This is a genomic window from Acinetobacter sp. BZX-2, assembly GCF_055179795.1.
This window is the reverse complement of sequence record NZ_CM143686.1, coordinates 2,930,713-2,956,804: the sequence shown is the minus strand read 5'-3', so window position 1 is coordinate 2,956,804 and position 26,092 is coordinate 2,930,713. Positions and strand designations below refer to the sequence as shown.

The 26,092-nt window shown below is 38.1% G+C and carries 22 protein-coding genes and 8 tRNA genes; 20 read left to right on the top strand and 10 right to left on the bottom strand.

Features of this window, described 5'->3' with window-relative positions:
• Positions 1-116 precede the first annotated feature (116 nt).
• From ACY45D_RS13920 to ACY45D_RS13910, 3 genes are all read left to right on the top strand, one after another.
• Positions 117-572: a bacteriohemerythrin gene (locus ACY45D_RS13920; RefSeq protein ID WP_463107265.1), complete on the top strand. Its 456-nt coding sequence runs from the start codon at positions 117-119 to the stop codon at positions 570-572.
• Between the two features lie 197 nt (positions 573-769).
• Positions 770-1,852: a hypothetical protein gene (locus ACY45D_RS13915; RefSeq protein WP_463107264.1), complete on the top strand. Its 1,083-nt coding sequence runs from the start codon at positions 770-772 to the stop codon at positions 1,850-1,852.
• On the top strand, positions 1,852-2,190 hold the full coding sequence (locus tag ACY45D_RS13910) for an RnfH family protein (RefSeq protein WP_463107263.1): 339 nt from the start codon (positions 1,852-1,854) through the stop codon (positions 2,188-2,190). Before ACY45D_RS13915 ends, ACY45D_RS13910 begins: the two co-directional genes overlap by 1 nt.
• An 83-nt stretch (positions 2,191-2,273) precedes the next feature.
• On the opposite strand, the gene ACY45D_RS13905 is transcribed toward ACY45D_RS13910, so the two are convergent.
• Positions 2,274-2,672 carry an outer membrane protein assembly factor BamE gene (locus tag ACY45D_RS13905; RefSeq protein ID WP_089606453.1) on the bottom strand — a complete coding sequence of 133 codons (399 nt, stop codon included), beginning with the start codon at positions 2,670-2,672 and terminating at the stop codon, positions 2,274-2,276.
• A 112-nt stretch (positions 2,673-2,784) separates the two neighbouring features.
• On the opposite strand from ACY45D_RS13905, the gene fur reads away from it, so the two are divergent.
• Positions 2,785-3,222, top strand: coding sequence for a ferric iron uptake transcriptional regulator (fur, locus tag ACY45D_RS13900; RefSeq protein ID WP_089606454.1), 438 nt, complete (start codon positions 2,785-2,787; stop codon positions 3,220-3,222).
• A gap of 84 nt (positions 3,223-3,306) precedes the next feature.
• Here the strand turns inward: fur and ACY45D_RS13895 are convergent, their stop codons facing one another.
• Positions 3,307-4,425, bottom strand: coding sequence for a PilT/PilU family type 4a pilus ATPase (locus ACY45D_RS13895; RefSeq protein WP_463107262.1), 1,119 nt, complete (start codon positions 4,423-4,425; stop codon positions 3,307-3,309).
• A gap of 24 nt (positions 4,426-4,449) precedes the next feature.
• A complete protein-coding gene (locus tag ACY45D_RS13890) occupies positions 4,450-5,487 on the bottom strand; it encodes a type IV pilus twitching motility protein PilT (RefSeq protein ID WP_463107261.1) in 1,038 nt (345 codons plus the stop codon).
• Positions 5,488-5,834: 347 nt separating this feature from the next.
• Between ACY45D_RS13890 and ACY45D_RS13885 the strand changes: the two genes are divergently transcribed.
• The 5 genes from ACY45D_RS13885 (at position 5,835) to ACY45D_RS13865 (ending at position 9,955) form a co-directional block, all read left to right on the top strand.
• Complete coding sequence (locus tag ACY45D_RS13885) at positions 5,835-6,521, top strand: YggS family pyridoxal phosphate-dependent enzyme (protein ID WP_463107260.1); 687 nt, start codon at positions 5,835-5,837, stop codon at positions 6,519-6,521.
• A gap of 206 nt (positions 6,522-6,727) precedes the next feature.
• Positions 6,728-7,525 carry a thioesterase family protein gene (locus ACY45D_RS13880; protein ID WP_463107259.1) on the top strand — a complete coding sequence of 266 codons (798 nt, stop codon included), beginning with the start codon at positions 6,728-6,730 and terminating at the stop codon, positions 7,523-7,525.
• A gap of 138 nt (positions 7,526-7,663) precedes the next feature.
• The gene (locus ACY45D_RS13875; protein ID WP_463107258.1) at positions 7,664-8,461 is read left to right on the top strand and encodes a hypothetical protein; all 798 of its coding nucleotides are present in this window, start codon (positions 7,664-7,666) and stop codon (positions 8,459-8,461) included.
• Between the two features lie 229 nt (positions 8,462-8,690).
• Positions 8,691-9,452: a hypothetical protein gene (locus ACY45D_RS13870; protein WP_463107257.1), complete on the top strand. Its 762-nt coding sequence runs from the start codon at positions 8,691-8,693 to the stop codon at positions 9,450-9,452.
• Positions 9,453-9,547: 95 nt separating this feature from the next.
• The gene (locus ACY45D_RS13865; protein ID WP_463107256.1) at positions 9,548-9,955 is read left to right on the top strand and encodes a hypothetical protein; all 408 of its coding nucleotides are present in this window, start codon (positions 9,548-9,550) and stop codon (positions 9,953-9,955) included.
• Between the two features lie 62 nt (positions 9,956-10,017).
• Here ACY45D_RS13865 and ACY45D_RS13860 read toward each other — a convergent pair whose 3' ends face one another.
• From ACY45D_RS13860 to ACY45D_RS13850, 3 genes are all read right to left on the bottom strand, one after another.
• Positions 10,018-13,614, bottom strand: a complete 3,597-nt coding sequence (locus ACY45D_RS13860) for an SbcC/MukB-like Walker B domain-containing protein (protein WP_463107255.1) — start codon at positions 13,612-13,614, stop codon at positions 10,018-10,020.
• A 9-nt stretch (positions 13,615-13,623) separates the two neighbouring features.
• Entirely contained in the window at positions 13,624-14,892 is a 1,269-nt protein-coding gene (locus tag ACY45D_RS13855) for an exonuclease SbcCD subunit D C-terminal domain-containing protein (protein WP_463107254.1), read from the bottom strand.
• A 106-nt stretch (positions 14,893-14,998) separates the two neighbouring features.
• Complete coding sequence (locus ACY45D_RS13850; protein ID WP_463107253.1) at positions 14,999-15,376, bottom strand: VOC family protein; 378 nt, start codon at positions 15,374-15,376, stop codon at positions 14,999-15,001.
• A 291-nt stretch (positions 15,377-15,667) separates the two neighbouring features.
• On the opposite strand from ACY45D_RS13850, the gene ACY45D_RS13845 reads away from it, so the two are divergent.
• The 10 genes from ACY45D_RS13845 (at position 15,668) to ACY45D_RS13800 (ending at position 17,852) form a co-directional block, all read left to right on the top strand.
• Positions 15,668-16,030, top strand: a complete 363-nt coding sequence (locus tag ACY45D_RS13845) for a YbaN family protein (protein WP_463107252.1) — start codon at positions 15,668-15,670, stop codon at positions 16,028-16,030.
• 302 nt (positions 16,031-16,332) lie between these two features.
• Positions 16,333-16,408: transfer RNA gene (locus tag ACY45D_RS13840), tRNA-Val, on the top strand.
• A gap of 22 nt (positions 16,409-16,430) precedes the next feature.
• Positions 16,431-16,507: transfer RNA gene (locus tag ACY45D_RS13835), tRNA-Asp, on the top strand.
• Positions 16,508-16,551: 44 nt separating this feature from the next.
• Positions 16,552-16,628, top strand: a tRNA-Asp gene (locus ACY45D_RS13830).
• Positions 16,629-16,704: 76 nt separating this feature from the next.
• Positions 16,705-16,780 (top strand) — tRNA-Val (locus ACY45D_RS13825).
• 5 nt (positions 16,781-16,785) lie between these two features.
• Positions 16,786-16,862 (top strand) — tRNA-Asp (locus ACY45D_RS13820).
• A gap of 107 nt (positions 16,863-16,969) precedes the next feature.
• Positions 16,970-17,045, top strand: a tRNA-Val gene (locus ACY45D_RS13815).
• 8 nt (positions 17,046-17,053) lie between these two features.
• Positions 17,054-17,130: transfer RNA gene (locus ACY45D_RS13810), tRNA-Asp, on the top strand.
• Between the two features lie 103 nt (positions 17,131-17,233).
• Positions 17,234-17,309 (top strand) — tRNA-Val (locus ACY45D_RS13805).
• 72 nt (positions 17,310-17,381) lie between these two features.
• Positions 17,382-17,852, top strand: coding sequence for a DUF2750 domain-containing protein (locus ACY45D_RS13800; protein ID WP_463107251.1), 471 nt, complete (start codon positions 17,382-17,384; stop codon positions 17,850-17,852).
• Positions 17,853-17,890: 38 nt separating this feature from the next.
• Here the strand turns inward: ACY45D_RS13800 and ACY45D_RS13795 are convergent, their stop codons facing one another.
• From ACY45D_RS13795 to yccS, 4 genes are all read right to left on the bottom strand, one after another.
• The gene (locus ACY45D_RS13795; RefSeq protein WP_463107250.1) at positions 17,891-18,676 is read right to left on the bottom strand and encodes a YdcF family protein; all 786 of its coding nucleotides are present in this window, start codon (positions 18,674-18,676) and stop codon (positions 17,891-17,893) included.
• Positions 18,677-18,951: 275 nt separating this feature from the next.
• Positions 18,952-21,636 (bottom strand): PepSY domain-containing protein, encoded by a 2,685-nt coding sequence (locus ACY45D_RS13790; RefSeq protein ID WP_463107249.1) that lies wholly within the window; start codon positions 21,634-21,636, stop codon positions 18,952-18,954.
• A gap of 168 nt (positions 21,637-21,804) precedes the next feature.
• Positions 21,805-22,365 carry a hypothetical protein gene (locus tag ACY45D_RS13785; protein WP_463107248.1) on the bottom strand — a complete coding sequence of 187 codons (561 nt, stop codon included), beginning with the start codon at positions 22,363-22,365 and terminating at the stop codon, positions 21,805-21,807.
• A gap of 99 nt (positions 22,366-22,464) precedes the next feature.
• Complete coding sequence (gene yccS, locus ACY45D_RS13780) at positions 22,465-24,639, bottom strand: YccS family putative transporter (RefSeq protein ID WP_463107247.1); 2,175 nt, start codon at positions 24,637-24,639, stop codon at positions 22,465-22,467.
• A 143-nt stretch (positions 24,640-24,782) separates the two neighbouring features.
• Here yccS and ACY45D_RS13775 point away from each other — a divergent pair, with 143 nt between their 5' ends.
• Positions 24,783-26,000: a multidrug effflux MFS transporter gene (locus tag ACY45D_RS13775; RefSeq protein WP_463107246.1), complete on the top strand. Its 1,218-nt coding sequence runs from the start codon at positions 24,783-24,785 to the stop codon at positions 25,998-26,000.
• Positions 26,001-26,092 lie beyond the last annotated feature (92 nt).

Genomic DNA, 26,092 nt, shown 5'->3' with positions numbered 1-26,092 from the left:
TTAAGTAAATAATTGGTTTTTATGGTGAATTCCGACTAATACAGTTTATTTTTATTTTGAAATTAAGGCGTTACTATGATTTGAAAAGGTGAAAATGTTATTTAAAAGGTGATCGTATGAAGATGAAATGGATTCCAGATTATAATACTGGTATCGATGTGATTGACGATCAGCATAAAAGAATTTTGGATTATATCAATGAAATAAATGAAGTTGGGGTAAATACGGATCGGGCTAAAATTAAGAATGTTCTGGATAATATTATCGATTATACCCAGTCACATTTTACATTTGAAGAAAGTTTACAAGAAGAAGCAGGCTATAAATATCGTGTTCCACATAAACGTGTACATGATCTATTTATTAAACGTATTGAAGGCTATCGGACGAGTTTTGAACAAGGTCATTCGATAGAACATGAATTACATGAAGTTTTGTCTAAATGGTTAATTAACCATATTCAACATGATGATGCTGATTATGTGGGTGCGGTAAAGTTAAATATGATGGGAATTATTAAAGACAATGAAAAGAAAAAAGGGAAGAACTGGTTTGCAAGATTTTTTTCATAATCCGTCTTTTTGAGTTTGGGAATTATGAGAAATACTCGGCTCTCTAACTAAAAAAATTCAGAGGGAATAAAAAGAAAAAATAGAACAGAAATCTAGCGCAGCAAGTCATCTGAACAAGATGATTTGCTTTTTTCTTTTAAACTTTGATTTTCACAATCGAGAAAGGCAAAATAGCAGAACTTTTTACGAAACACCTCATGCAGGATTACTCTATGTCACGATGGTTATCGCCGCTCATGGCATTTTGTTTGTCATTTATGATTATCGCAGGCTTGGCGCCAAGTCTAGGTATTCAAATTGATCGACAAATTGATTTTTGGATATTGTGGTTAGTGTCAATGTTCGTTTTAGCATTGCCTATAGCTTATTTGGAAGTTGCTTTGGCCAAGCGCTCTAAAACGACAGCATTAAATGCTTTGTCAGGCTTAACACGTGATGCTGATGCTTCTCAATCTTGGCGTATCGTAGGTTGGTTGGCTGTTGTTTTTATTCCGTTCTTGGCAGGTGGCATATTATTCAATATTAGCCAAAGTGCAGTACAGATTGCACAAATTCCTGTAGCAACTCATATTTTGTTTGCTGGTGCTGCAATTCTCGCTTTTGCTTTGTCTTTTGTTCCTCGCCAGTTTCTGATTGCTTTGACTGCAGTGGGTGTGGTGTTGTCATTGCTGCTTGCCAATGTGTTTGGTACAGCTTTACAACCATGGCATGTGACTCCTGTAGAGTTTAAGGAATGGGGGAGTGCGAGTATTCTTGCTTTAGTCGCGACTGGATTAGGATTAGGTCTCTACTGGCAAACAAGTTTATCGAGCATCCAACAGCAAAATGAAGCCTCTAAAACAGCTTTACCGATTTGGGTTGCACAACTAGTTGCTGTGGTTGCTTTTGGATTCTTTGCTGTTTCGGCACAAATTCCAGCGTATACACTGTTATTTACAGCCATTATTTCAGCAGCATTATTATTACAATTGGCAAAAGAACAGTTGGCACAACGTCAAATCGCAGTCGTCATTCAATTCGTCGTGTTATTGGCTGGTTTGTTTATTTGGGCTATTCCAAATATCAGTTTAGTATTTAATCCATTACTGATGCTTTGGGGCTTAGTGATTTGTTTGATCTATTCTGTTTTTGTAGGATGGATTATGAAGATTAGCCATCTACGTAAAGCCATGAACTTTAGTTCAGAAGCTTTTTATAATATTTGGCGTATTGCAGTACGGATTGTTATACCTTTAGCGATTCTCTTGGCAATTGCAGCCTACATTGGGCAATTGATTTGATGGAAATTTTGACCAAAGGTGAGAAGGTTTGGGTGGCTTATGCGGCCGAAAATCAACAATTTCATATTGAGTTACAATTTTCTCAAGGGATGAGTATTGCTGATGCAATTACCCAAAGCGGGTTAGCTGAACAAGTACAATTACCTGAAAGTTTTAGTTTTGGTATCTTTGGTGTTAAAAGCAAAGACATAAACCAGCTTTTACAAGCAGGGGATCGTGTTGAAATCTATAGAGCTTTGACCATTAATCCGAAAGATATTCGCCGTAATCGTGCAAAAGCCAATCCTGTGGGACGTTATTGCCGAGGAAATCGTTATCGCCAATTGCTTTCAAAATAATCCGTTATTTGACCAATCGCTTTAAACAATTGAGTCAATATAAAAAACCCCTCATTGAGGGGTTTATTTTTATGACAAAGTGTCTATAGTGGGGGCGCATTCAAAATTGCTTCTTTGGAAGCAGGCAAACCAGGTTGTGATTCAGGAATGGTTTCCAAGCCTTCGATTTTATTGACAATACCTGATTGATCAAAATAAACCTTTAAGTGTTGGCCATGTGCTACGGGAATCTTGGCTTTTTTAGCGTAAGTTCCTGGGATATAATTGTAAATGTAGTCCCATCGATTAGGATTCAATGGATCTGTAACCGTTGGACTACCCAGCAAAAAACGTACTTGTTGGTAAGTCATACCGACTTGAATTTTTGAAGCTTGAGCTTGGGTTAACGGTGTTCCTTGAGGAATATCAACTTTGTATACTCCAAATACAGAACAGCCACCAAGTAAAGAAGCGACGAATAACGTCAGCATGATTTTTTGCATTTTGCTACACTATCCCAAATTAATTATGATGCAATTGATCCACGGATAGATCATACTGCATCTCAACTCTGTTGCATATTCCAACTTAAAATTTGTTGAGAGACCTTTTTATATGCCTATTTCAAATCAAGATTTACGCAAAGCTGGACTTAAAGTTACCCTACCACGAATCAAGATTTTGGAATTATTAGAAAATTCAAGACAACACCACTTGAGCGCGGAAGACATTTATAAAACATTACTTGAACAAGGTGAAGATGTCGGTCTTGCAACCGTATATCGTGTGTTAACGCAATTTGAAGCGGCTGGGATTATTCAGCGTCATCATTTTGAAAACAATCATTCTGTTTTTGAAATTATGCAGGAAGATCATCATGATCATCTTGTCTGCCTAAATTGTAATAAAGTCATTGAATTTACAAATGATACCATTGAGCATGAGCAACATGCGGTAGCGGATAAGCATGGTTTTAAACTGACAGGACATTCATTAAACTTATATGGTTTTTGTGATGCGACTGAATGTCAGGATGCTTATCGTAAGAAATAAAATCACACAAATACAACAAATTAAAAGGGAGCTAAATCAATTTAGCTCCCTTTTTTAATGCTTTAGATCGGGTTTGAAAATGAATTACTGCCCGTCAAAGGTTAGCTTGCTGTGTGCATTGAGCAACTGTGCGCCACCTTCTTCATCTAATTTGATTTGTAGACGTAAGTCATTTGGCGAATCGGCATGTTTTAAGGCATCTTTATAAGTAATTTGACCTGCTTTGTAGAGATCGAATAAAGCTTGGTCAAACGTTTGCATACCCAATTCGCGAGAGCGTTTCATCAAATCTTTAATTTCATGTACATCACCTTTACGGATCAAGTCGGCAATTAAAGGTGAGTTGATGAGAATTTCAATGGCTGCACGACGTGAATTTCCGTCTGGTGTCGGAATCAACTGCTGAGCGATCATCGCTTTTAAATTCAGCGATAAGTCCATGAACAATTGACTATGTCGGTCAGATTCAAAGAAGTGAATGATACGGTCAATCGCTTGGTTGGCGTTGTTGGCGTGTAGTGTAGCAAAAACCAAATGTCCTGTTTCCGCAAAGGCAATTGCATAGTCCATAGTTTCACGCGAACGAATCTCACCAATCAAGATGACATCTGGTGCTTGACGTAGTGTATTTTTTAACGCAATTTCGAAAGAATCTGTATCAATCCCAACTTCACGTTGCGTGATAATACAACCTGCATGTTCGTGTACAAATTCAATCGGGTCTTCAATAGTAATGATATGACCTTTAGAGTTGTGATTGCGATAACCAATAATTGAAGCTAAAGATGTCGATTTACCTGTACCTGTCGCACCTACAAAGATAATAATGCCACGCTTAGTCATGGCTAAATCTTTCAAGATTGGTGGCAGTTTCAGCTCATCCATAGTTGGAATCGTGGTTTCAATACGACGTAACACCATACCGGGCATGTCACGTTGTTGGAAAGCGCTAACACGGAAGCGTGCTGTTTTATCACGATTAGTGATGGCAAAGTTACATTCACGGGTATCGGCAAATTCTTTACGCTGTTTTTCACTCATGATTGAGTTGAGCAACGACATAATAATTTCGCCGTTTAACTTGGTTTTGACCACAGGTACAATTTGACCATTAATTTTCATTGATGGTTCAACATCTGCAGTAATAAACAAGTCGGACGCTTTTTGCTCAATCATCATATTGAGCAAGTCATTAAAGTCCATCTTTAAACCTCAATAATCCATTTCTTATAAGAATGATTCTGGTTGTTTGGCCATAGTTCTTGCAACCTGAGGGCTAATGACACCTTTAGAAACCAAAGCTTTCAGGCTTTGATCGAGTGTGGTCATACCGTAGTTTGCACCTGTTTGAATTGCAGAATACATTTGTGCAACCTTATTCTCACGAATCAAGTTACGAATAGCAGGGATACCAATCATAATTTCATGTGCAGCAACACGACCACCACCTGTTTTCTTGAGTAGTGTTTGTGAAATTACGGCTTGAAGAGATTCAGATAACATGGCACGAACCATGTCTTTTTCTTCAGCAGGGAATACGTCAATCACACGGTCAATGGTTTTTGCCGCAGAAGTGGTGTGTAGTGTACCGAAAACCAAGTGACCTGTTTCTGCTGCTGTGAGCGCCAAACGAATAGTCTCAAGGTCACGCATCTCCCCGACAAGAATAATATCAGGGTCTTCACGAAGTGCCGAACGAAGTGCTTCGTTAAAACCATGGGTATCACGATGCACTTCACGTTGGTTGATCAAACATTTTTTAGATTGGTGTACAAATTCGATTGGGTCTTCAACCGTTAAGATGTGGTCATAACGGTTGTCGTTAATATAATCGATCATTGCCGCTAGCGTTGTCGATTTACCCGAACCTGTAGGACCCGTCACGAGAACTAAACCACGAGGTAATTCACATAGGTCTTTAAACGTCTGCCCTAAACCAAGGTCTTCCATAGTTAGAACTTTTGAAGGAATGGTACGAAATACTGCACCTGCTCCACGGTTTTGGTTAAATGCGTTTACACGGAAACGAGCAACGCCAGGCACTTCAAACGAAAAGTCGGTTTCTAATTGTTCTTCAAAATCACGACGTTGTTTATCATTCATGATGTCATAAACAAGTCGATGAACGTCTTTATGTTCCATGGCTGGTAAATTGATTCGACGGACTTCACCATCGACACGAATCATCGGTGGCATACCTGCTGAAAGATGTAAGTCCGATGCACCGTTTTTGACGGAAAACGCCAATAATTCTGTAATATCCATAATGTCCCCGAATAAAAACCTATTTGCCTAGGGTATATTGATTATTCATATATTCTAGTTCCTGTTCGCTCTTGCATTGCAAACAATGCATAAAGCTATATACACAATGTTTTGCTCAGGTTGTATCGAATAAAATGATTTCAAACGAGGTAATGAACTTTGAAAATAGTCTCACAATTTTCTCCATTTCCATTCCTTGTTTGCTCAATTTAAACTCACAACGCAAGTTATATATGAACTGTTAACATACCCTTATTATTTTGTAGAATAATAATGCCTTTCACTCAGCATAACCAACAATTTAATTGCTTGGAAGCTGAAATTTTTTAGAAATGAGAAACTTGTCGATGAATGATCTAAATCAAGCTCGAAATCATGTATTAAAACAGATTGAGCAAGCCTGCATAGCTGCACATAGAGATGTCAATCAAGTGATGCTATTGGCTGTTTCAAAAACACATCCAAGTGAAATGCTCAGTGAAATGTACATGACAGGACAGCGTGCTTTTGGGGAAAATTATTTACAAGAAGCTTTAGATAAAATTGAAGCGCTTCAAGATTTAGATATTGAATGGCATTTTATTGGTCATGTACAACGTAATAAAACCAAACATCTTGCTGAGAAATTTGCATGGGTGCATGGCGTTGATCGTTTAATCATTGCTGAACGGCTTTCAAATCAGCGTGAGACTACATTAGCTCCACTGAATATTTGCTTGCAAGTGAATATAGATGCGCAAGACAGCAAAGATGGTTGTCAGCCTGAAGAGGTTGCAGCGTTGGTACGACAAATCAGCCCACTACCGAATTTAAAACTGCGCGGTTTGATGGTGATACCCGCTCCAGATCATTCACAGGCTTTTGTTGACGCTAAAACTTTATTTGACGATGTGAAAGCACAGCATGCTCACCCTGAAGATTGGGATACTTTGAGTATGGGAATGTCGAATGATATGGCACATGCGATTATGGCAGGCTCAACCATGGTTCGGGTTGGAACAGCACTCTTTGGCGCTCGCGATTATCATCAATAAGCATCTATGCTTAGATTTTAACGAGTTGTTCATATTTTCAAAGCTTGATCTTTTCATTCAAATGATGAAAAAGCCGAATAAAAGCAAACTTTAAAACTGATGAGGTCAGTTTCGATTCTAAGCATAGACATGCGTAGTAAAGTTGAGTACAAAAATAAAAACAATGAATGAACTTAATTCAGCAAGAAATCGTTACAAGGAAGTTTATGTCTGCTTATTATCAATTGTTGAGCCGTCATGTTGACGAGCAAGGCACTGTGACTGCACGTTATCAATCTACAATCAATGCTCAAGGTGCATGGAATCCCAATGAACAGCATATGGCACCTGCAACAGGTGTAATTTGTGCTGAATTGGAACAGTTTTATCCACGTGAAACAATGCGTATTGGGCGTATTAGTCTAGATATTTACGGTTTGATTGCTTTGGGTGAAATTGAAATTACCACACAAAGCATACGTGCAGGAAAAACCATTGAGTTGATTGAATCGACCATGAAGGGGCAAGGCAAAACCTTAGTTGTCGCACGTACTTGGCGTATGATGCTTTCAGACAGTTCTGCAATCGCTGGATTGGAGGACTCAAAAGTAGAAACCCCTGAAAATATGCCTATTTTTGATGGTATTCATCAATGGAGTGGTCAATATACTCGGACTGTTGAAGCAAGATCGAATATTCAACGTCATGGTAAGGGGCTAGTTTGGCTCAGAACACAAACTGAAATGGTTGAAGGGCAAAAGACCTCTGATTTTGTTCGTTTAGTCTGTATGTCCGATATGGCGAATGGTGTTGTCCCGAGACAGCCTAGACCATTTGAATGGGGTTTCCCAAACTTAGATTTGCAAATTCATCTATTCCGCATGCCGCAAGGTGAATGGTTGGGTATTGAAGCTGTACAACAATATGGTATGGATGGCATTGGTTTATCAAGTTCAATTTTGCATGATGTACATGGGCCATTTGGACGTAGTGAGCAGATTTTGACACTGAGACAGCTATCATGAATGTGACATTTTAATGATGTATATCGGTTGATATTTTTATTGATGCTGAATGTAAACGGTTTAAAGATTATTCAACAATTCTCAGTGCTGAATTTACTATACTGGTGCAATATATAATTCAAAAACAAGGATTAGAGAATGAATAAGTCTAAAATTTTATTGTGCTTATTGCTCAGTGGATTGTTTACAGCATGTAGTACAACAAATACCACACAGCACTCTTCAACAGCTTCTGAGGCAGACTATGCACCTGCTCCTGCGCCCGAACCGCCAGCAGCCAAAATGGCATCGCCTCAAGCGACTTCTGCTCAAAATCGTGTCCGTTCAGAAGAACGCTTAGGCACTAAGTGGGGCGATGATATTAGTTCCCATGTTACACAAATTGATTTAAAACGTTTAAGTCAAAATCCAGTTGATGAAACTCAAATACGCTATGCCAGTAAGCAATTTTCAGGGCGTAGTATAAACAGCATTTCTTTAGCTGCTGGAAAAATTAGTTTTTCTGTTGTCGATGATCGAGGGCGTATTTTACCGTTGTATCGTGATGGACAACGCTATTTTCTAGTCGCCAATGATGGACAAAGTTATCAATTACGTTATTCCAATACCAGTCAACAAACCTTTGAAATTGTAGCAAGTGTAGATGGTTTAGATGTTCTAGATGGTCGTCAGGCATCTAGATCGAACAGTGGTTATGTGCTTCGTCCATACAGTTCATTTGCAATCGAGGGTTTTAGAAAGAGTAATTCAGCGGTGGCATCATTTACCTTTAGTAAACCTCAAGATTCCTATGCTGCAAATAGTTCAAGCGGTTCTATTCAAAATGTAGGCGTGATTGGTACGGTGGTTTATGAACTTAAAGCACCTAAATATTATCCTGCTAAAAAGCCGAATGATGGTTATGCACCCGCGCCGAACGCTTTCCCAGCGGATTGAAAACGGTGATTTTCGTTAAAAGAGGAGTGAGCGGATTCCTCTTTTTTAACAATGTTATAATGTTACAAAATTATAAAAATTACTGAATAGTGAAATTTAAGCAGTCAAGCTATGCTGGTTATTGATAATAATCTAAGTTGCCTAATACCTCCGATAATTTGATGCCTAAAATACAAAAAAAGCATCATTCATATTGGACGATAAATCATGCTTTTAAATAGGTGACATAATGAAAAGAATACATATTTTAATTTGCATATTGTTCTGTGTTTTTCTCGCTGCATGTTCGAAAAAAACAGAAGAAAACCATTCAACCACTAAAGCTGAATCAACAAGCACAGCAGATGCTGCCGCAGAAGCGACAAATAATGATGTTGCAGCGGATGAAAAACTTGGAACTAAGTGGGGTGATGAAATTGATTCCCATGTGACTGAAGTCGATTTAAAACGTAAGACAGATGCACCATTGGCTGAAGCAATCGTGCAGTATGCCGATAAAAAATATCAAGGAAAATCAGTAAACTCTATTTCACTGGCTGCGGGGAAAATGAGTTTTTCTGTTGTAGATGATCATGGAAACAACATTCCAATGTATCGCGTAGGTCAAACGTATTATTTATCTGGGCGTGAAGGGCAGAGTTATCAACTAAAATATGAAAATCATACGGGACGAACTTTTGAAGTTGTTGCGAGCGTCGATGGTGTTGATGTGATTAATGGGAGCGAAGCGTCTCGAAGTAATTCAGGTTATGTGTTAAATGCGCATGATTCATTGACAATTGAAGGTTTCCGTAAGAGTGATTCCGCTGTCGCTTCTTTTACCTTTAGTCAGCCTGAGGAGTCTTATGCTACAAACTCAGAACATGGTTCTATTCAAAACGCAGGTGTAATTGGCACTGTTGTTTATGAGTTGGACGCACCTGAAGAAGATGCTCAGCCCGTCAATAAATATGCTCAGCCACCGAATGCATTTCCAGCCGATCATAAGTAACTTTACATAAAGGCAGACATGTTTGATTTAACATGTCTGCATACGATTTTTAAATTTAAACAGTAGAAATATAAAGTATATTGAGGATTATTCAGATGATGAAATTATTGAAAATATCTACAGCGATATTCGTTGCGACATTGTCCATGCATACATTCGCAGATCCAGTGCAAGATCGATTTAAAGATTTGATTGCACCACAACCAACCTATGCTAAATTTCAAAAAAACTTTGATACTATTCTCGGTGAAATTGAAACGATTGCTGAGCGTGGAAATCGTACACAAGACAAAGCTGAACTTTATCCGATGTGTGTAGCGATGCAAAGTGCAATAACAGCTTTGAAAAATAATAAAAAATTCAAAGCTGACTATGATAAAGATTACCAACCATTTAATACGACATTTGATGAAACTTTAGCCAATGCAAGCCACGGATTGAGCGACAAAAAAGAACTTTGTGAAGAAGGGAAAAAATACTACTTCCAAAATATTACCATTTAATTGATATTTAAATGTTGGGTTCACAACCTGAGTAAAGGGAATTTATCTCCCTTTAAACTGTATCAGCTGACGATTTGGATCGTACTCGCACCTGCACCCAAAGGACGTACTTGAATTTGTACAGGAATCCGTTCATGCATCTCTTGGATATGTGAAATCAGAACCACTTTGCGCCCCTGATTTTGCAATTGATCCAAAGCATTCATCACCATATGTAACGATGATGCATCCAATGTGCCAAAACCTTCATCAATAAATAAAGATTCTATTTTCATAGAGCCTGAGGCCATACTGGCAATCGCTAAAGACAGTGCAAGAGCCGTTAAAAAAGACTCTCCCCCTGAGAGTGAAGCGACAGAACGTGTTTCACCATCCATATCGTGATCGATAATTGCAAGGCTTAGCGAATTTTCCAGACGTTTCAAGGTATAACGTTGAGATAACAAGGCAAGTTGTTGGTTGGCATATTCCAATAAAATATCCAAATTATATTGCTGTGCATAATCTCGGAATTTTTTACCTGTAGAATCTCCCATCAAACTGGAAATTTTACTCCAACGATGTTCTTCTTGTTGTATTTGCTCAATTTTATCTGAGAACTGTTTTTGCTTAGCAATATTTTGTTGGTGCACTTCAAGTTTCAGTTTGAGCTGATCTCTGATTTCAAGTTGTGTTCTGAGAGTATTTACATTATCCAAAATCAATTGCTGTAATTGAGTCAAATCAATCTCAGGTTGATGCTGCAAATGCTCAGTCAATTGCTCTTGTACGGTTTTGAGCGCAGACGTTGCATCATTGAGTAAACGTTCAGCATTTTGTAGTTGTTGACGAATGTGTTGCTCTTGAGATGAATTGATTTGCGCTAAAGCATCTAAGTCTTGTTGTTGAAAATCAGGATGTTGCTTGAGCCAAGTTTGTATTTCATGATTCACATGATTCAAATTATTTTGACATTGTTGCAATTGTGCTTTGAGTTGTTCCAGTTGTCCTTTGTGTTGTTCAAACTGATGACGTAGCTGATCAAAGCTTTGTTTAGATTGTTGATATTGACTTTGTAAATGTTGACGGTTCGTATCATGTTCAGCCAACCATTCATTCGGTTTTACTTCACTTAAACCGGCCATGTTTTGAATCAATTGTTGAGCGAGTTCGGTATTTTCTTGACCTTGTTGTTTAATTTTTTCTAGCTCTTGCTGAGTATTGGCTATGTGTTGCGTTGCATTTTCAAGTTTAATTTGAATAGAAGCCAAGCGTTGCGTTGTTTGATCGAGCTGTTTGGCATGTTGCTCAAGTTGTTCAAGTAGCTGAACACGTTGATTTAATTTTGAGTAAACATGTTGCGCTGTTTGAGTAGTTTGTTGTTGCCAATTTTGTTGTTCTGTTTCAGATAAACACTGAGTAATTTGTTGAACCTGTTGGTGTAAGCTTTTGGCTGTGTCAAATAAATATTCAATGTTTTGAATGCGTTGTTGAAGCTGCTGTTGCTGTTTATTCGCCTGAATAGCAGTATTCAGTTGCGCTTCCAATTGTTGAATTTCAGTTTGTTGTTGTTGCTCAAATTGTTTGAATTTTAAGTGAATTTCAGCTTGTGATTGATTTAAATCCAGTTGGATATTCACATGGTTCAATTGTTGAATCAAATCATCTTGTAAAATGAATGTCTTATCTGCCAGTGATTGATGTGCAGATTTAAATTGATCAAGTTCTGCATTTAATTGAGTCAAACTTTTGTGGGCATTTTGCCAAAGTGTAAAACCCGCTTGTTCCTTTAAAGTTGCTTGCTGTTCTTGTTGTTGCTGTAATTCAAACAATGTTTTAGACACAACAGCATCATCAGTTTTATAAGGATGTGTGGTACTTCCGCAAACTAAGCATGCTTCACCATCTTTGAGTTCGGCACGTAAATGTTCTACATTTTCAGCATGTAATAAACGCTGTTGCTGTAAAACGAGTTGTATTTGCTGGCGTGCTTTTTGTGCAGCTAAATAATCTTGTTCAGTTTGTAAGGTGGTTTGTTGCAACTTTTGAAATTGATCAGTCGAAGTTTTTAATCTGTCGTTGAGTTGTTGCGATTCAGCTTTTATGTCAAAAAAATGTCTCAGTTTTTGTTGAATAAAATCCAATTGGTTCAATTGTTTAAGCTTTTGCTCTCGTTGTTGGCGCAATTGTTCAAGCTGCGTTTCGATCTGCTCCGAAGCACCATGCTGTTCGAGGCTGAGTTGTAACTGTTGTTTGTATTCAACGAGCTGTTGAGCTGTCTGATTTAAATCTTTGCATTGATTCTCAATATTTTGATATTGCTGAATAAATTGTCCTAATTGTTGCAGATGTGCAGATAATCCTTTGTCTAAACGATTAAATTGTTGGCTGGTTTCAAGCTGTTGCTTTAGCTTGCTTTGTTGTTGATTGAACTGTTGGATTTGTTGTTCAGCATCTTGTTTTTGAGTGAGTAAAGGGTGCTGTAATTGCTCTAAATCCTGTAGTTTGGCGTACATTTTCTTAAATTCAGTACCCAAAAATTCACGTTCTTGGACACATTTTCGAACCTGATTGAATGCAGTTTTATGTGTATTTTCAAAATTCTGAATAGTATTTAAAGCAGTCTCAGCCTGTTGATATTGTGATTTTTCAACTTCAAATTGCTTTGCTAAATCATCAAACAAACCTTGTTGCTGTTGAATTTGTGGCGCAAGTTGCTGTTCAGTTTTCAAAAATTGCTGCTGTTGAAATACATTTGGGCGAATACTTGAAAATATTTCCAGTCGTTTTAATTGATCTTTTTCAGATGCTAGATTTTGTTGAGATTTGAGTTGTAGATCTACATTGTGTTGTTTGAGAATAATATCGCTATCAAATTTATGTTTACGGTCAAACCATTGTTGCTGTTTTTCAAGCTGTGATTTTTCAAGTTCAAGCTTTTTATAATCGGCATCAATCTGTTGAAATTGAATTGTAAACTCAGCAAAGTCTGTGTCGGATAAAACCTCAATATGGCCCAGCAAATTTTCGAGTTCTTTACGAGCGTTGGCAGCGAATTTGGTTTTCTCAAACGCTAATTGTCCAATTTTTCCAAAGATGGATGAGTTGGTTAAATATTCAAGTAATTCACCACGTTCATTGTCACGTGCTTTTAAAAATACAGTCACTTCTGATTGAGCAAGTAATACTGCTCGAGTAAATTGTTCAAAGCTTAACTGTGTGATTTTTAAAATACTGGCTTCAACGGCTTTGGCTTTATCTGCAATCACAACACCGTCAGTGATACAAGTTAAATAGCGCTGTACACTTTGTAGTTTGCCATCTGCTTTTTCACGTGAACGTTTCAGTTCCCAACGGGCTAAATAGTGTTTCTGATCTTGCGCAATAAAAGTGAGTTCAGCAAAACCATGTGCTGTGCCTCGGCGTAAAACGGTCAATGGGGAATTGGTCAATACCTCTGAACCATCTACGTCTGTGAGCTTGCCATCACTGTCTTTTAAGCGAGGAATCTTATTAAAAAGCGCAAGACACATGGCATCTAAAATGGTGGATTTTCCTGCACCTGTTTTACCAACAATAGCAACCAAACCTGCCGATGCTAAAGGTTCAGATTCAAAATCAATAAAATGTTCACCTGAAAGAGATGCCAAATTTTTAAGTCGTATTGATGCAATTTTCATGATAAATCCTTAAATTTTTTGTTCATCTTCAGGTGATTTTTCTGCTTCTTGTACCAAACTTAAAAAATCTTTGAGTACCGCATCATCGTCTAAATAGCCATTCTTTTCCCAAATTTGTTGAAATAGTTTTTCAGGTGTTGGTGGTTCTAAACTGATTGCAGTGGTGGCATCACTATTCTTTTCAGTCGTTAAGTATTGTCGAGAGATACGTACTAAACGGTAGCGATCTTTGGGCAATGCATCTTCAAACTGTTGTCGTAAATTAGGCTGTGGTGGAATATGGGTATGATATTCAATATCGACATATTCTCGATGATCAATATTCTCGATCGCACCACTTGGTAAGGCGCTTAATTGCTTGAAAACCTCTGTTAACTCACCTTTAATTTTATGCAATTGCACACTACGCGGGATGGCAATCGCTTCAAACTGAAATCTTGGTGCATCGGTTTGAGTAGGATCAATTGTGACTTCAACAATTTGATGTTTATAGTTAATTTCACTAAACGATAACGGAATCGGTGAACCACTATAACGAATATGTGCGTCCTGAACTTTCTGTGGTTTATGTAAATGCCCCAACGCCACATAATCAATCACTTCATCAAATAATGTAGTGGAAAGTGCTTCTTCATTACCAATAATAATAGGGCGTTCGGAATCCGAAGTTTCTCCACCTTGCATATGTGCATGTGACATCAGAATTAAAGCTTGATCAGGTGTTTTTCTTTTTTTTGCTTCGGCAATAAGCTGTTGATGTAAATAAGCAATTGCTTTTTGAGTATTGGTACTTTGTTCAAGCGTGTTTTGTTCATTAAAACCAGTAATTTCAGCAGGGCGTAAGAACGGTAGAGTTAAACACCATGCCACAATGACTTTATTTTCATCATAAATTGGCACCAGTAAGCGTTCTAAATCAATTAATCCTTCACTATTTTTATGGATGACACCGACTGTTTTAGCATTGTATTTTTCAAGTAAAGGTTCAATTTGTTCAATACGATAACCAGAGTCGTGATTGCCTGCGATCATTAAAGTTTGCATATGTGGCGCAATAGCATGGGCATCGGCTAAAAATTGGTATAACTGCTTCTGTGCCGACGATGCAGGATTGATGACATCGAAAATATCACCTGCAATCAGTAGGGCATTGGGTTGTTTAATTTGGATTTGTTCCAATAACCACGCTAGAAATTGTTCATGTTCATACTGGCGAGAATGCTGATAAAAAAATTGTCCCAAATGCCAGTCAGATGTATGAAAAAAGCGTACAGTCATGTGAACTCAAGTGTTTGAAATGCCCTGTATAACTTAGCATATTTTACAATGTTGAATCATAAAGAGTGTGATGAAACGACATGTTTAGTCGCTCGGATGATTTCGATCACTGTGCATTTTCATCAACTTGAACTAAGCCAAAGGTATTATTATCGAGATCAATAAAATAGCCTTGCCAACATTTATTGGGAATAGCGAACTTCTCCATTGTAACTTGCCCACCTAAGGCTAAAATTTTCTCAGCAGTTTCATCAAAATTTTCAACTTCTATGGAACAAGTAAAAGCATTGGTTCCACAATGCGTGGGAGGTGTTTGTGCAGGACGCTCAAGTAGCCCGCCGTGCAAATTAGCAGTTGCTATTTGATAATATTGAATGGGTAAACCGTCTACTTTGGTAAATGTCCAAGCAAAGACTTCACTGTAAAATTGTACGTCTCTTTCAGGATTTGATGACTGGATTTCAAAATAAGCGATGTTATTCATTAAATGCTCCATCTCAATATTGTGTCATGTTGTATTGTTTTGGTCATTTAGAATCAACATATTCGAGTGAGCTTTACTTATTCAATGATGTTTTGGTCATTTTGAGTGAATCTGTGTGAATTAGAATTGTTATCCAAGAAGTAAAAGTAAATGAAGTTCTTGTTTTAACAAATGAAGATAAAAACACAAACAAGATAGAAAAATTGTGAAGTATTTAAAATTTCCAAAAACAATACTGAATGCCTGATTTTAAAACGTTATACTTCTTCAAGAGAAAAGTTGAGTTGTTCTATGAAAGTTTTGTTTTGGCGAACCTTGGTGATTATTTTTATTGTGCTTGGAATCATTGGTGCAATATTACCTGGAATGCCAACAACAGTTTTCTTGATTTTGGCCGCATGGGCAGCTTCAAAAGGGTGGCCAGAAGTAGATCATTGGTTACTGAACCATCCTAAGTATGGTGTAACGCTACGTGCATGGCGTGAAAATGGCACTGTGCCACGTAAGGCGAAATGGTTTGCAACGATTATGATGCTCGTCAGCGGTGTGATTATGTTGTTTACCACTGCACCACTCGCTGTCAAAATTTTTACAGATTTAACCATGTTCATTGTTGCGATTTGGTTGTGGTTAAGACCTGAACCTGCGGCTTAGTCATAATCCAATCTAAAGCATACCAGTTGGGTAAAGTTGTTACAGTTGTTGTCTTAATTTGACTATAAATAGGATGATGATGATTCTCTCATTGTTAATACGTTCATCATCCACCAATAATCACAAACTAAAACAGATATAAATATTGATAAATAGATAAATAATAAACAAAAAAACGATTATTGACTGAAAATGATCTATTTTTTAATCACTCAAACGTAAAATCCTTAAAACATAGATAAAAGCGTTTGACACACAGTCAAGATTCTCTATAATGCACCTCACAAACGATGAAGTCGTTAGGGCGCTTAGCTCAGTTGGTAGAGCGTCTGCCTTACAAGCAGAATGTCGGCGGTTCGATCCCGTCAGCGCCCACCAAGCTTTAACGTTGAATTTTAGTGCAGCGGTAGTTCAGTTGGTTAGAATATCGGCCTGTCACGCCGAGGGTCGCGGGTTCGAGTCCCGTCCGCTGCGCCACTTAAATTCATCATTCGTTTGTTTGCAATTTTTATTGTAGAAGTGCAGCGGTAGTTCAGTTGGTTAGAATATCGGCCTGTCACGCCGAGGGTCGCGGGTTCGAGTCCCGTCCGCTGCGCCACTTTACAAGAATCTTGCAATAAGGTGTAATACCTGATTAGCGTTGTTAATTAAACTTTTTAGTTAATTCTCGCTCAGGGCGCTTAGCTCAGTTGGTAGAGCGTCTGCCTTACAAGCAGAATGTCGGCGGTTCGATCCCGTCAGCGCCCACCATATACGCAGCGGTAGTTCAGTTGGTTAGAATATCGGCCTGTCACGCCGAGGGTCGCGGGTTCGAGTCCCGTCCGCTGCGCCATTTCTTAAGTGAAATACATTAAATTACTCTGTGGAGAGTAGAGTATAAAAAGAATCATAGATTCTGATTTTACTCAGACAAAACCTTGTTTTGTTTATCCTCATTCAGGGCGCTTAGCTCAGTTGGTAGAGCGTCTGCCTTACAAGCAGAATGTCGGCGGTTCGATCCCGTCAGCGCCCACCATATACAACGCAGCGGTAGTTCAGTTGGTTAGAATATCGGCCTGTCACGCCGAGGGTCGCGGGTTCGAGTCCCGTCCGCTGCGCCATTCTCTTGATTCCTGAGATCAAGACAATAGTAAATAAGTTGATAAAGTTTCAGCGTTTTTAGAACTCTCTAATCTCCTTAACGCACTTTATTTACAACTCTCAGGGCGCTTAGCTCAGTTGGTAGAGCGTCTGCCTTACAAGCAGAATGTCGGCGGTTCGATCCCGTCAGCGCCCACCATATTCTCTCTTTATTCATTTCATAAATTTCTATACAATCAGCATATAATTATTTTAAAAATTACCTATTACTATGAGAAATCCTTATCAACGTAAAGCTGCTTCTTTAACTCAAAAAGGGCCAGTTCAAGCCATTGATCAATATAAAAGTTTTGTAGAAACAATTGTTTCTCAAACTAAACTATATGCACTTTATGATGATGGCTGGGCATTGTGTTCAACACCTACAGGTCAACAGTCTTTAGCCGTTTGGCAAAGTAAAAGTCTAGCTCAGTTATTGATTAAGGATAATTGGAGTCGCTATACACTCCAAGAAATTGATTTAATCCCTTTTTTAGATGAAATGATTCCATTTATTGCCAAAAATAATACGTTATTATCAATCAATCTCACCCCAGAAGGGCAAAATGTTTTGGTCTCGGGGCATAAGTTTTTGATCGATATCAAAAATTATTTATATCAACTTTATACAACACAGCCTGAGTTGTTTAGAAATAATGTGAATCTCCCTTTGCCGAGAAAGATTCGCATTAATCAAATGTAATCAATGAATTATTCACGGGTCATCAGGTGCGTTGATTTTTAATACTCACCCAATAACCAGCCACTGATATAGGCAAAATATTCTCTGAGCCATGCGTTATAGCGTGTTGTAATCGGGGTTTCTGCGCCAACGGTGATAAAATTACGATAACCTTGCTTGTTGGCGATTGCACCCGCACGCAGTGTATGGAAGTCGCTGGTGACAATGGCGATTTTGGAATCTAAGCCGAGTTGATGCTTTGTCAAAATCAATTGGCTATTTTTGAGATTTAAATCGGTGCTTGTACTTTGATTTTCTTGGAGAATACGTTTGGCTGGAATTTTTGAATATTCTTGTAAATAATTGGACATGATTTCAGCTTCAGTTTTTACTTCGCCATAATCCAGCCCACCACTGACAATGATCAGTGTTTGAGGTTGTTGCGTTGCAATTTCACCTGCAGTATCTAAACGTTTCGCGAGTGTAGGGGATGCTTTGCCTTGGGTAATTCCGCTACCCAATACAATAATCGCTTGAACATTTTCAATTTGATGTTTTTGATTAGATTTAATCAGTATGTAGCCAAAGAATCCAATCAGGCTAATCAACCAGATTCCAAATGCCATCCAACCCAAGTACCAAATCTTTTTTAACTTTAAATGTTGATTTAGAAAAGTGTTGATTTGCTTTATCCATAGTGCTGTCGCACAAAAAACGAGACCAATTAACAGCGGAAGTATTGTTCCCAAATGGATTTTTTTAAATAAAATAAGAATAAATCCATCTAGAAAAAGTAAAAAACCGATAATAAATAGGGCAAACCACAACACTTTGTTTTTATACATATCAATCAAAATAGTTTAAGTATTTTATTATTTTAAACTGAAATCGTAAGATTATTTGTAAATAAATCTTATTTTCAAGGTCGCTAATGTAAGGTGTGGCATTTTCGGTTTGATGTAAATCACTGTACTAATCAGATGCGTAACAACGGCTCAGTGTAGTCAATAATATCGGTTGCTTTTGTTATATTTAAAAATCTATTTCCCAAAAGACAAGACCGAGCACTTTGGCTCGGTCTATTGGTTATTAAAAAGATTTAGAATATGTTCATAAACAATTAATAAACATCGCGACGGTAACGACCATCAAGACGTAGCTGATCTACACGATCTTGACCAAGGATATCGATCAAAGCTTGCTCAACATCACTTGCCATTCCATTGATGCTACCGCATACGTAAATCACAGCATCATTTGCTACCCAAGCTTTAAGTGCTTCGGCATGATCACGTAATTTATGATGCACATAGATTTTTTCAGCTTGATCACGAGAGAAGGCTAAATCAATACGTTTAAGCATCGCAGTATTCTGCCAAGCTTGAACAGTATCTTTAAAGAAGAAGTCATGAGCTTGTTGACGCTCACCAAAAATCAACCAGTTATCGGTGTAATCCAAACGCACACGCGCATGAATTAAACTCATAAGACCTGCGATACCCGTACCATTACCAATGCAAATAATTGGACGATTATCTAAAATCAAATGGAAGGATTCATTGGTGCGAATGCGCAAAGCAACTTTATTACGCAATGCCACATGCTCAGTCAACCAACCAGAACCGAGTCCGAGTTCACCGTGTTCATTACGTTGCTGACGAACCACTAAACGTAAAACCTGTTGAGTTGGAATGCTGGCAATTGAATATTCACGTGTTGGTAGAGTCGGTAATTGTTCAAGTAACTGTTGCATACTTGAAAATGAAGCCACCTCTATAGTGAGATCACGATCCCAAAGTGCTTGTTGAATGGTTTGATTCAAACTTGGGACTGAAGTTTCAGCATCGATTTGAAGTTTATCCAAAAATAACTGAATGCGAGCTGCACTATTGCCCGTTTGAATTTCAGCAATATCACCCGCTTGCCAATTGGCATCATACGGTGCTTGCAGTTCAAGATTAAATGCAGGAGCACCCATACTGTCTGGATTGAGCAATTCACGCTTCGTCAATTCCCACTGATCAAAGGTTTTTTCAATCGACATCGCTTTTAAATCAAGATGTGTGGTTTGTGCTAAAGCAGTGTTCCATTTTTGAATGTCATCATTATTTGCATTATTGACTTCAATTGTTGCAAAAAATTGTTGTGCGCCAGATTGCTTTAACCATTGATCAATACGATGCCCAAAACCGCAGTAAGAGTCAGGGTAGTCCTGTGAACCTAGTGCCAAAACAGCGTATTTTAAATGAGAAAGATCGAGAGACATGCTCATCAGTTTTTTCTCAAAACTTGATGCAAGATCAGGTGCTTCACCTGTTCCATAAGTACTGGCAACAAAGAGAATTTGTTTGGCTTGTTTTAAGTCATCTACAGTCAGTTGTTGTACTGCTTTTACAGTTGTAGGTTGACGAGCCTCTTGTAAGCTACTGGCAGTACGCCAAGCCAATTGTTCAGATACGCCAGTTTGCGATGCATAGGTAATCAGCCAAGGTGTTGCATTTGGATCAAGCTGAACTGCTGAGGTAGTCTGTTTTGCTGCTAAAGTCAGTTTCTTTTGTTTACGACGTTTGAGATAAAGCATCCAACCTGTGACAAAGAATAATGGCATAACCAATGCAGCAAGCATCGCAATGAACTGATAAACAGGACCAAAGAAACTACCACGATGCACAGGAAGCATGCTGCTCATGATTTTTTCATTGAGCTTTTTATCTTCATATAACTCTACTTTTTCAAGTTGAGCACTTTGATAGTTATAAATAGCCTTGTTGCGAGCGCGTTCATGTTGAGGAATTGCATCTACAAAAGAGACCTCAACTTTACCATCCGCTTTTTTAGGAATAGAAACGGTGAGAGTAGAGTAGTCACGTTTAATCTGAGAATTGAATCCACTCCAAGTTTGTGTGAGCGCGATTTGAATTTGTTCGGGTTTTAAACCTTGTTTTTCATTACGTTCTCGACTTTCTCCACCAGACTGTTCACCACGATTTGGGCTGCCTTTTGCTTGTTTTTCGCTTCGAGCAGAATCATCATGGCCTTCGCCACGGTTTCTAGCATCAGATTGTCCTTCTGTACGATTGCCTTGAGGACGTTGATTCGCTTCGCCACGACCCGCTTGCATTTCAGGTTGAGGCTTTTCTACACCTAACACCTTGAACATGCCATTGCGCCACCAGTCATACGACCAATACAAGCCTGTGCATGCGAGAATTAAGTAGAAAATAACCACCCATGTGCCCACAACTGCATGTAAATCCCAAAGAAAATTACGCCCCTTGAGTTTTGGCTTAACCACAAACCATTGTTTAAAAGAATGCTTTTTCGGCCAACGTAGATACAAACCGCTTAGAACAAAGAAAATCAGCATCAATGTACTGGCACCAGTAATTTGTTTGCCGAATTCGCCAGCAGTCAAGTTACGATGCAACTGTTGTATAAACTGGAAAAAATCTTTGCCTTTGACTTCAGGTAAAACTTCCGCTGTGTATGGGTTAATCATCATGGTATAACCCTTGCGCGCGCCTTCTTTTACAATATTGATGCTAGAAGACTCATCTGGTGCTTTTGCAATGGTAATACTATTGATTTTAGTTTCGGGGCTTTCTGTTTGAAAATGTTGATAAATTTCAGCAGGGGTCAATTTTGCTTTATTTTCAACTTGAACAGTGAAACTATTTGGATTTAACCATTTCTGAATAGGTTGTTCATAAGAATAAATAGCACCAGTCACCCCCATAATGGAAAGAATTAACCCTGCTGTAATCCCTAAGAACCAATGTATTTGGAAAAATGTCTTTTTAAACATGGTCGTGGAAGAGAAAATGTAATTTTGATGAACAAATTATAACTGAAGATTTAGAAGAGAAAATGAATTTTGAAGATAATATTTATTCTCATTATCATTTTTATTAAAGATTTGTAGTGAAATATAAAAAAACCTCCATGATTTGGAGGTTCTTCAGAAAATGAATGTTTATAGTGTTTTAGCTTCGCCAACAGACTCTTGTAAATGTTTACGTACAGTGGCAAAAGGAAAGTTTCGGCTGTCCATACGTTTAGGTAGGATATAAGCGCCTTGTTGACCTTTCACTTTAAAATTAACCAACATAAAATCAGGGGTGTTATACCATTCATAAATATCGTTCCAACTAATCGTTCCGACACCTTCTTGAACGCCCATTTGCTGACGCATGACAATTCCACTTGGTTGTACACCAAGTTTAATGCCTTTAATTTCCTGAACTGGAAATTCATTCATTTTGCGTTTTACGTACCATTCAAGACCGAACTTACGTACCAATAGATATATTGCAACACAGGCAAGGAGTACCCAAAAAATAACAGTTGAATAGTTCTTGATAAAAATAAGACCCAACAAAGCCAGCGCTACAACTACGCCCATAATTGCCCAAGCTTTCGTTCCAATTTTATTGGTACTACGCCAAATTGCGAGTTGAGCGTTACGTTGTTCAGCTTCCGAAACTTCGTACGGAACAGGTTGTAAAGTATAAGCGTAAATATTCTTGGCAGTCATAGTGTCAGTAGTGTGTATAAATCTAGTCAGAGTTTAGCACTAAATCCTCAGATTTAGTGCGCGTATTGTACCAAATAACGAAGCAAATTTTATACACATTTATAAAGATGCCAATTCAGTCGAATGTTCATCACGTGCATGGCTTAAATTTTGTTTTAAAGTTCTTAATTGGTCTAAAATACTAAACATAAGTGACAATTGTTGAAGAATAATCAAAGGTTTAGATTGGTCTAGTTCTGACTGGTTCAATCGGGTTCGTATATTCTGCAACATATTTTGCGCTGTAAGATCGGGTGTTTCATCTCGTAACAAAGCCCCACGAATGTCATCTAATGCTTGATCCATTAAATTTAACACCTCTTGATCTTGTATTTTCGCCCGATGTGCACCCAATGCGGCAATGTAACTAATAAATGTATGATTTAATGCTAAAAATTTAAATGCTAAAGCTTTTTGACTTGGATCAAAATCAGGTTCAGTGGCTAAAGTTGAAATGAGTGAAGCCACATCAGCATCGGTATTGTGTGCAGCACGACGGACAATTCGATAATTCAAAGCATTATTTCGACCATGATGATATTGATTGATTACCTCAGCCAAATAGTTACATTGTGCTTCCAAAGAACGCTGAATGGTTCTTGGTAGGCGGCGAAATTTCCAATCGGGGAAAATAAAACTCACGCCAAACCATGCCAAAGCACAACCAATAATCGTATCGATCATACGGGGCAGACCTGCGTCAAAGCCACTGCCATCAAGATTAAAGTTAATTAAAGCCAAAGTTGTTACAAAAGCAGTGGCTTGGGCATATTGTTTACTGCGTAAATCGAAGAACAGCACACCTGTGAGCACCAATAATAAGAGTTGCCCTTCGATGGATGGGACAAAATATAAAATGGCATAACCTAAAATAATGCCAGCCAATGTACCGATAATTCTTAAACGTAAACGACGTTTAGTTGCATTAAAATTGGGTTGACTGACAAAAAGCGCAGTGAGTAGCACCCAGTAACCATATTCAATATTGGTCATTTGAATAAAAACATAACCAATGAAAAGTACAATCGAAACACGAATCGCATGTCTAAACAGAACAGATTCAGGCGTTAAATTCTGTTTAATCCGAATAAAAATATCGTCCCAACCTTTTAAATCATCATCTTTGAGTTGGTGTTCAATATGTTTGCTTTGATCAGTCGTAATATGACGTTCAGTTTCGAGATTTCTCAACTGAGCATCAATCGATTTGAGGTTTTGATAAAGAGAAAAGAAAGCATTGATCCACATCAAATCATATTTTTCTTCTTGTTTTAACTTATCTAAAGAATAGCGCAGGTTTTTAAATGCATGTTCAAAGCGCGTATTATGCCGATATGTGGTGCGATGCAAAATACTATCACTTAAATCCTTACATGCTTTACCTTGTAATGCCAAAACACGTTGGAAACGAAATAGAATGTCACTGTGTTCAAACAGTTTGGCTAATTTTTGATAGTCAATATGCGCAGAGTCAGCGCGTTCATGAATATCTTGGGCGACAAAATAGTATTGCAAACTTCGACGCGTATCACGTTGACCTCTATCACCTTTTAACCGAGTGAGTAGGGCAGTACGCATTTCGTTGAAGATGGTGATCAATTGCCCATTTTCTAAGGATAAACTAATCATGCTTTGTTGATAGCTGTCTGAGGTCATATCGACATCAAACAAATTCGATTTTGAAAATAAAAAATCGCCCAGTGCTGAATAACACTGTGATAATTTGTCTTGGACTTGGCGAACTGGGAAAAGTAGAAAACTAATTGTTGAAATCAACCCATACCAAGCTGCCCCAATAACCAATAAAGTTGGTTGCATATACCACTGATCAAATAAATGTACACCAAGCATGGCATATACAGAAATCACCAAACAGCCGTAGGAAATCGTGGCATAACGACGCCCTAAAGAACCTAAGAGAATCCAGCCAATACAAGAAACTATCAACCCAATGGCAAATATAATTGGATAAGGAAAAAGTAGAGTGACTGAAGTTGCGGTAATGAAAAATCCAATGTAGGTATACAATAAGTTTTGAATACGTACTGAAAAGCGATCATCAATATCACTTAAACCTGCGGCAAGAACACCTAAGGTTAAAGGAATGGTCATTAACTGATTGTCCATAAAATAAGGAACAAAAGCTGTACCTGAAAAGGCAATGATCATTCGCAAGTTATACATAAAACTTGTGTTATAGGTGGCTTTTCGGAGTTTTAACAACCAAGTCTTCAAAGGAAATCCTTATTTAATCAATAGGTGTTATGGTGCTGATCAGGATAGGTGATTTATGTGATTTTTCACTCTTATCAATGTCAAATCATACATCGGACAGTGTAAACTTGTCTGTAATCTTCGTATGCAATTATAAATGATCTATGTCTGAAAAAAACGCTAGGCAACAGTATTCTATTGGTTGGATTATGCTTTTGGCTTTATTTACATCTTTGGGGCCATTATCCATTGATATGTATTTGCCTGCATTGCCTGAAATGGCACAAGACTTCCATGTTTCGACACAACAAATAGCCAATACTTTACCCGCTTATTTTTTAGGTCTAGCCATTGGACAACTGATTTATGGTCCTATTAGTGATCGTATTGGGCGGAAAAAACCATTGTATTTTGGTATGGTGCTCTACACGATTGCCAGTTTGTTATGTGTCATAGCACCAGATCATTGGTCTTTGATTGCTGCACGAATTCTACAAGCACTGGGTGGCTGTGTCGGCGTGGTGATGGCACGAGCTGCGATTCGTGATCGTCTGGATATCCAAAGTTCAGCACAAGCTTTTGCGAGTATGATGATTGTGATGGGGATTGCACCAATTCTTGCACCAAGCATTGGTGCAGCAATTCTACATTTCTTTGATTGGCATGTGGTTTTTATTACATTGTCTTTAATCGGTTTCATTTGTTTGTTGTGCGTACATTTTTTATTTAAAGAAACACTCACTCCAGAGCGCAGATTAAATTTGAATTTCAAACAAGTTTTTATTTTATATGCGGCTATTTTAAAAGATAAAACTTTCCGTTTTCCTATGATGGCAGGCTGTTTTACGGGTGCTGCCTTGTTCTGTTATATCAGTTCAGCTTCAGCCGTGTTGATGGATGGTTATCATCTGTCTCAGCAACAATTTGCATATGCATTTGGTTTTAACGCTTTTGGTATTATTATTTTATCGTCTTTAAATAAGCGTTTAGCCAATAAAGTCTCTGTCATTAACCGTTTGAAAATAGGTGGTCTGATTCAAGTGCTTGGTGCTTCGATTATTGTTTTCGCAGGATTATTGGCGACTGCGCCATTTGCTTTAGTCATGTTTGGGCTTTTCCTCACAGTTTCAGGCATTGGGTTTACTGGGCCAAATGCAATGGCTTTGGCAATGTCTGGACAAGGTGCAAGGGCTGGAACGGCAAGTGCGATTATGGGAAGTATGCAGTTTGCATGTGGGCTTTTAGGTGGCGTGGTTCTGAATTTCTTGGTTTGGAGTCAACTGTTTAATATGGGAATTTTAATGTTAGCATTTACGTGTATGGGGATGATGATGATTCTAAAAGTTGCTCAGCAAATCCGACTCAAACAAGAAGTTGCTTAGTTATAGTTATTCTCGATGTCGATGTTTGGGTGTTAGCTGATTCATAGTTTGTATCGTAATAATCAAATCAAACTAAAAAAGGATTCTATAAA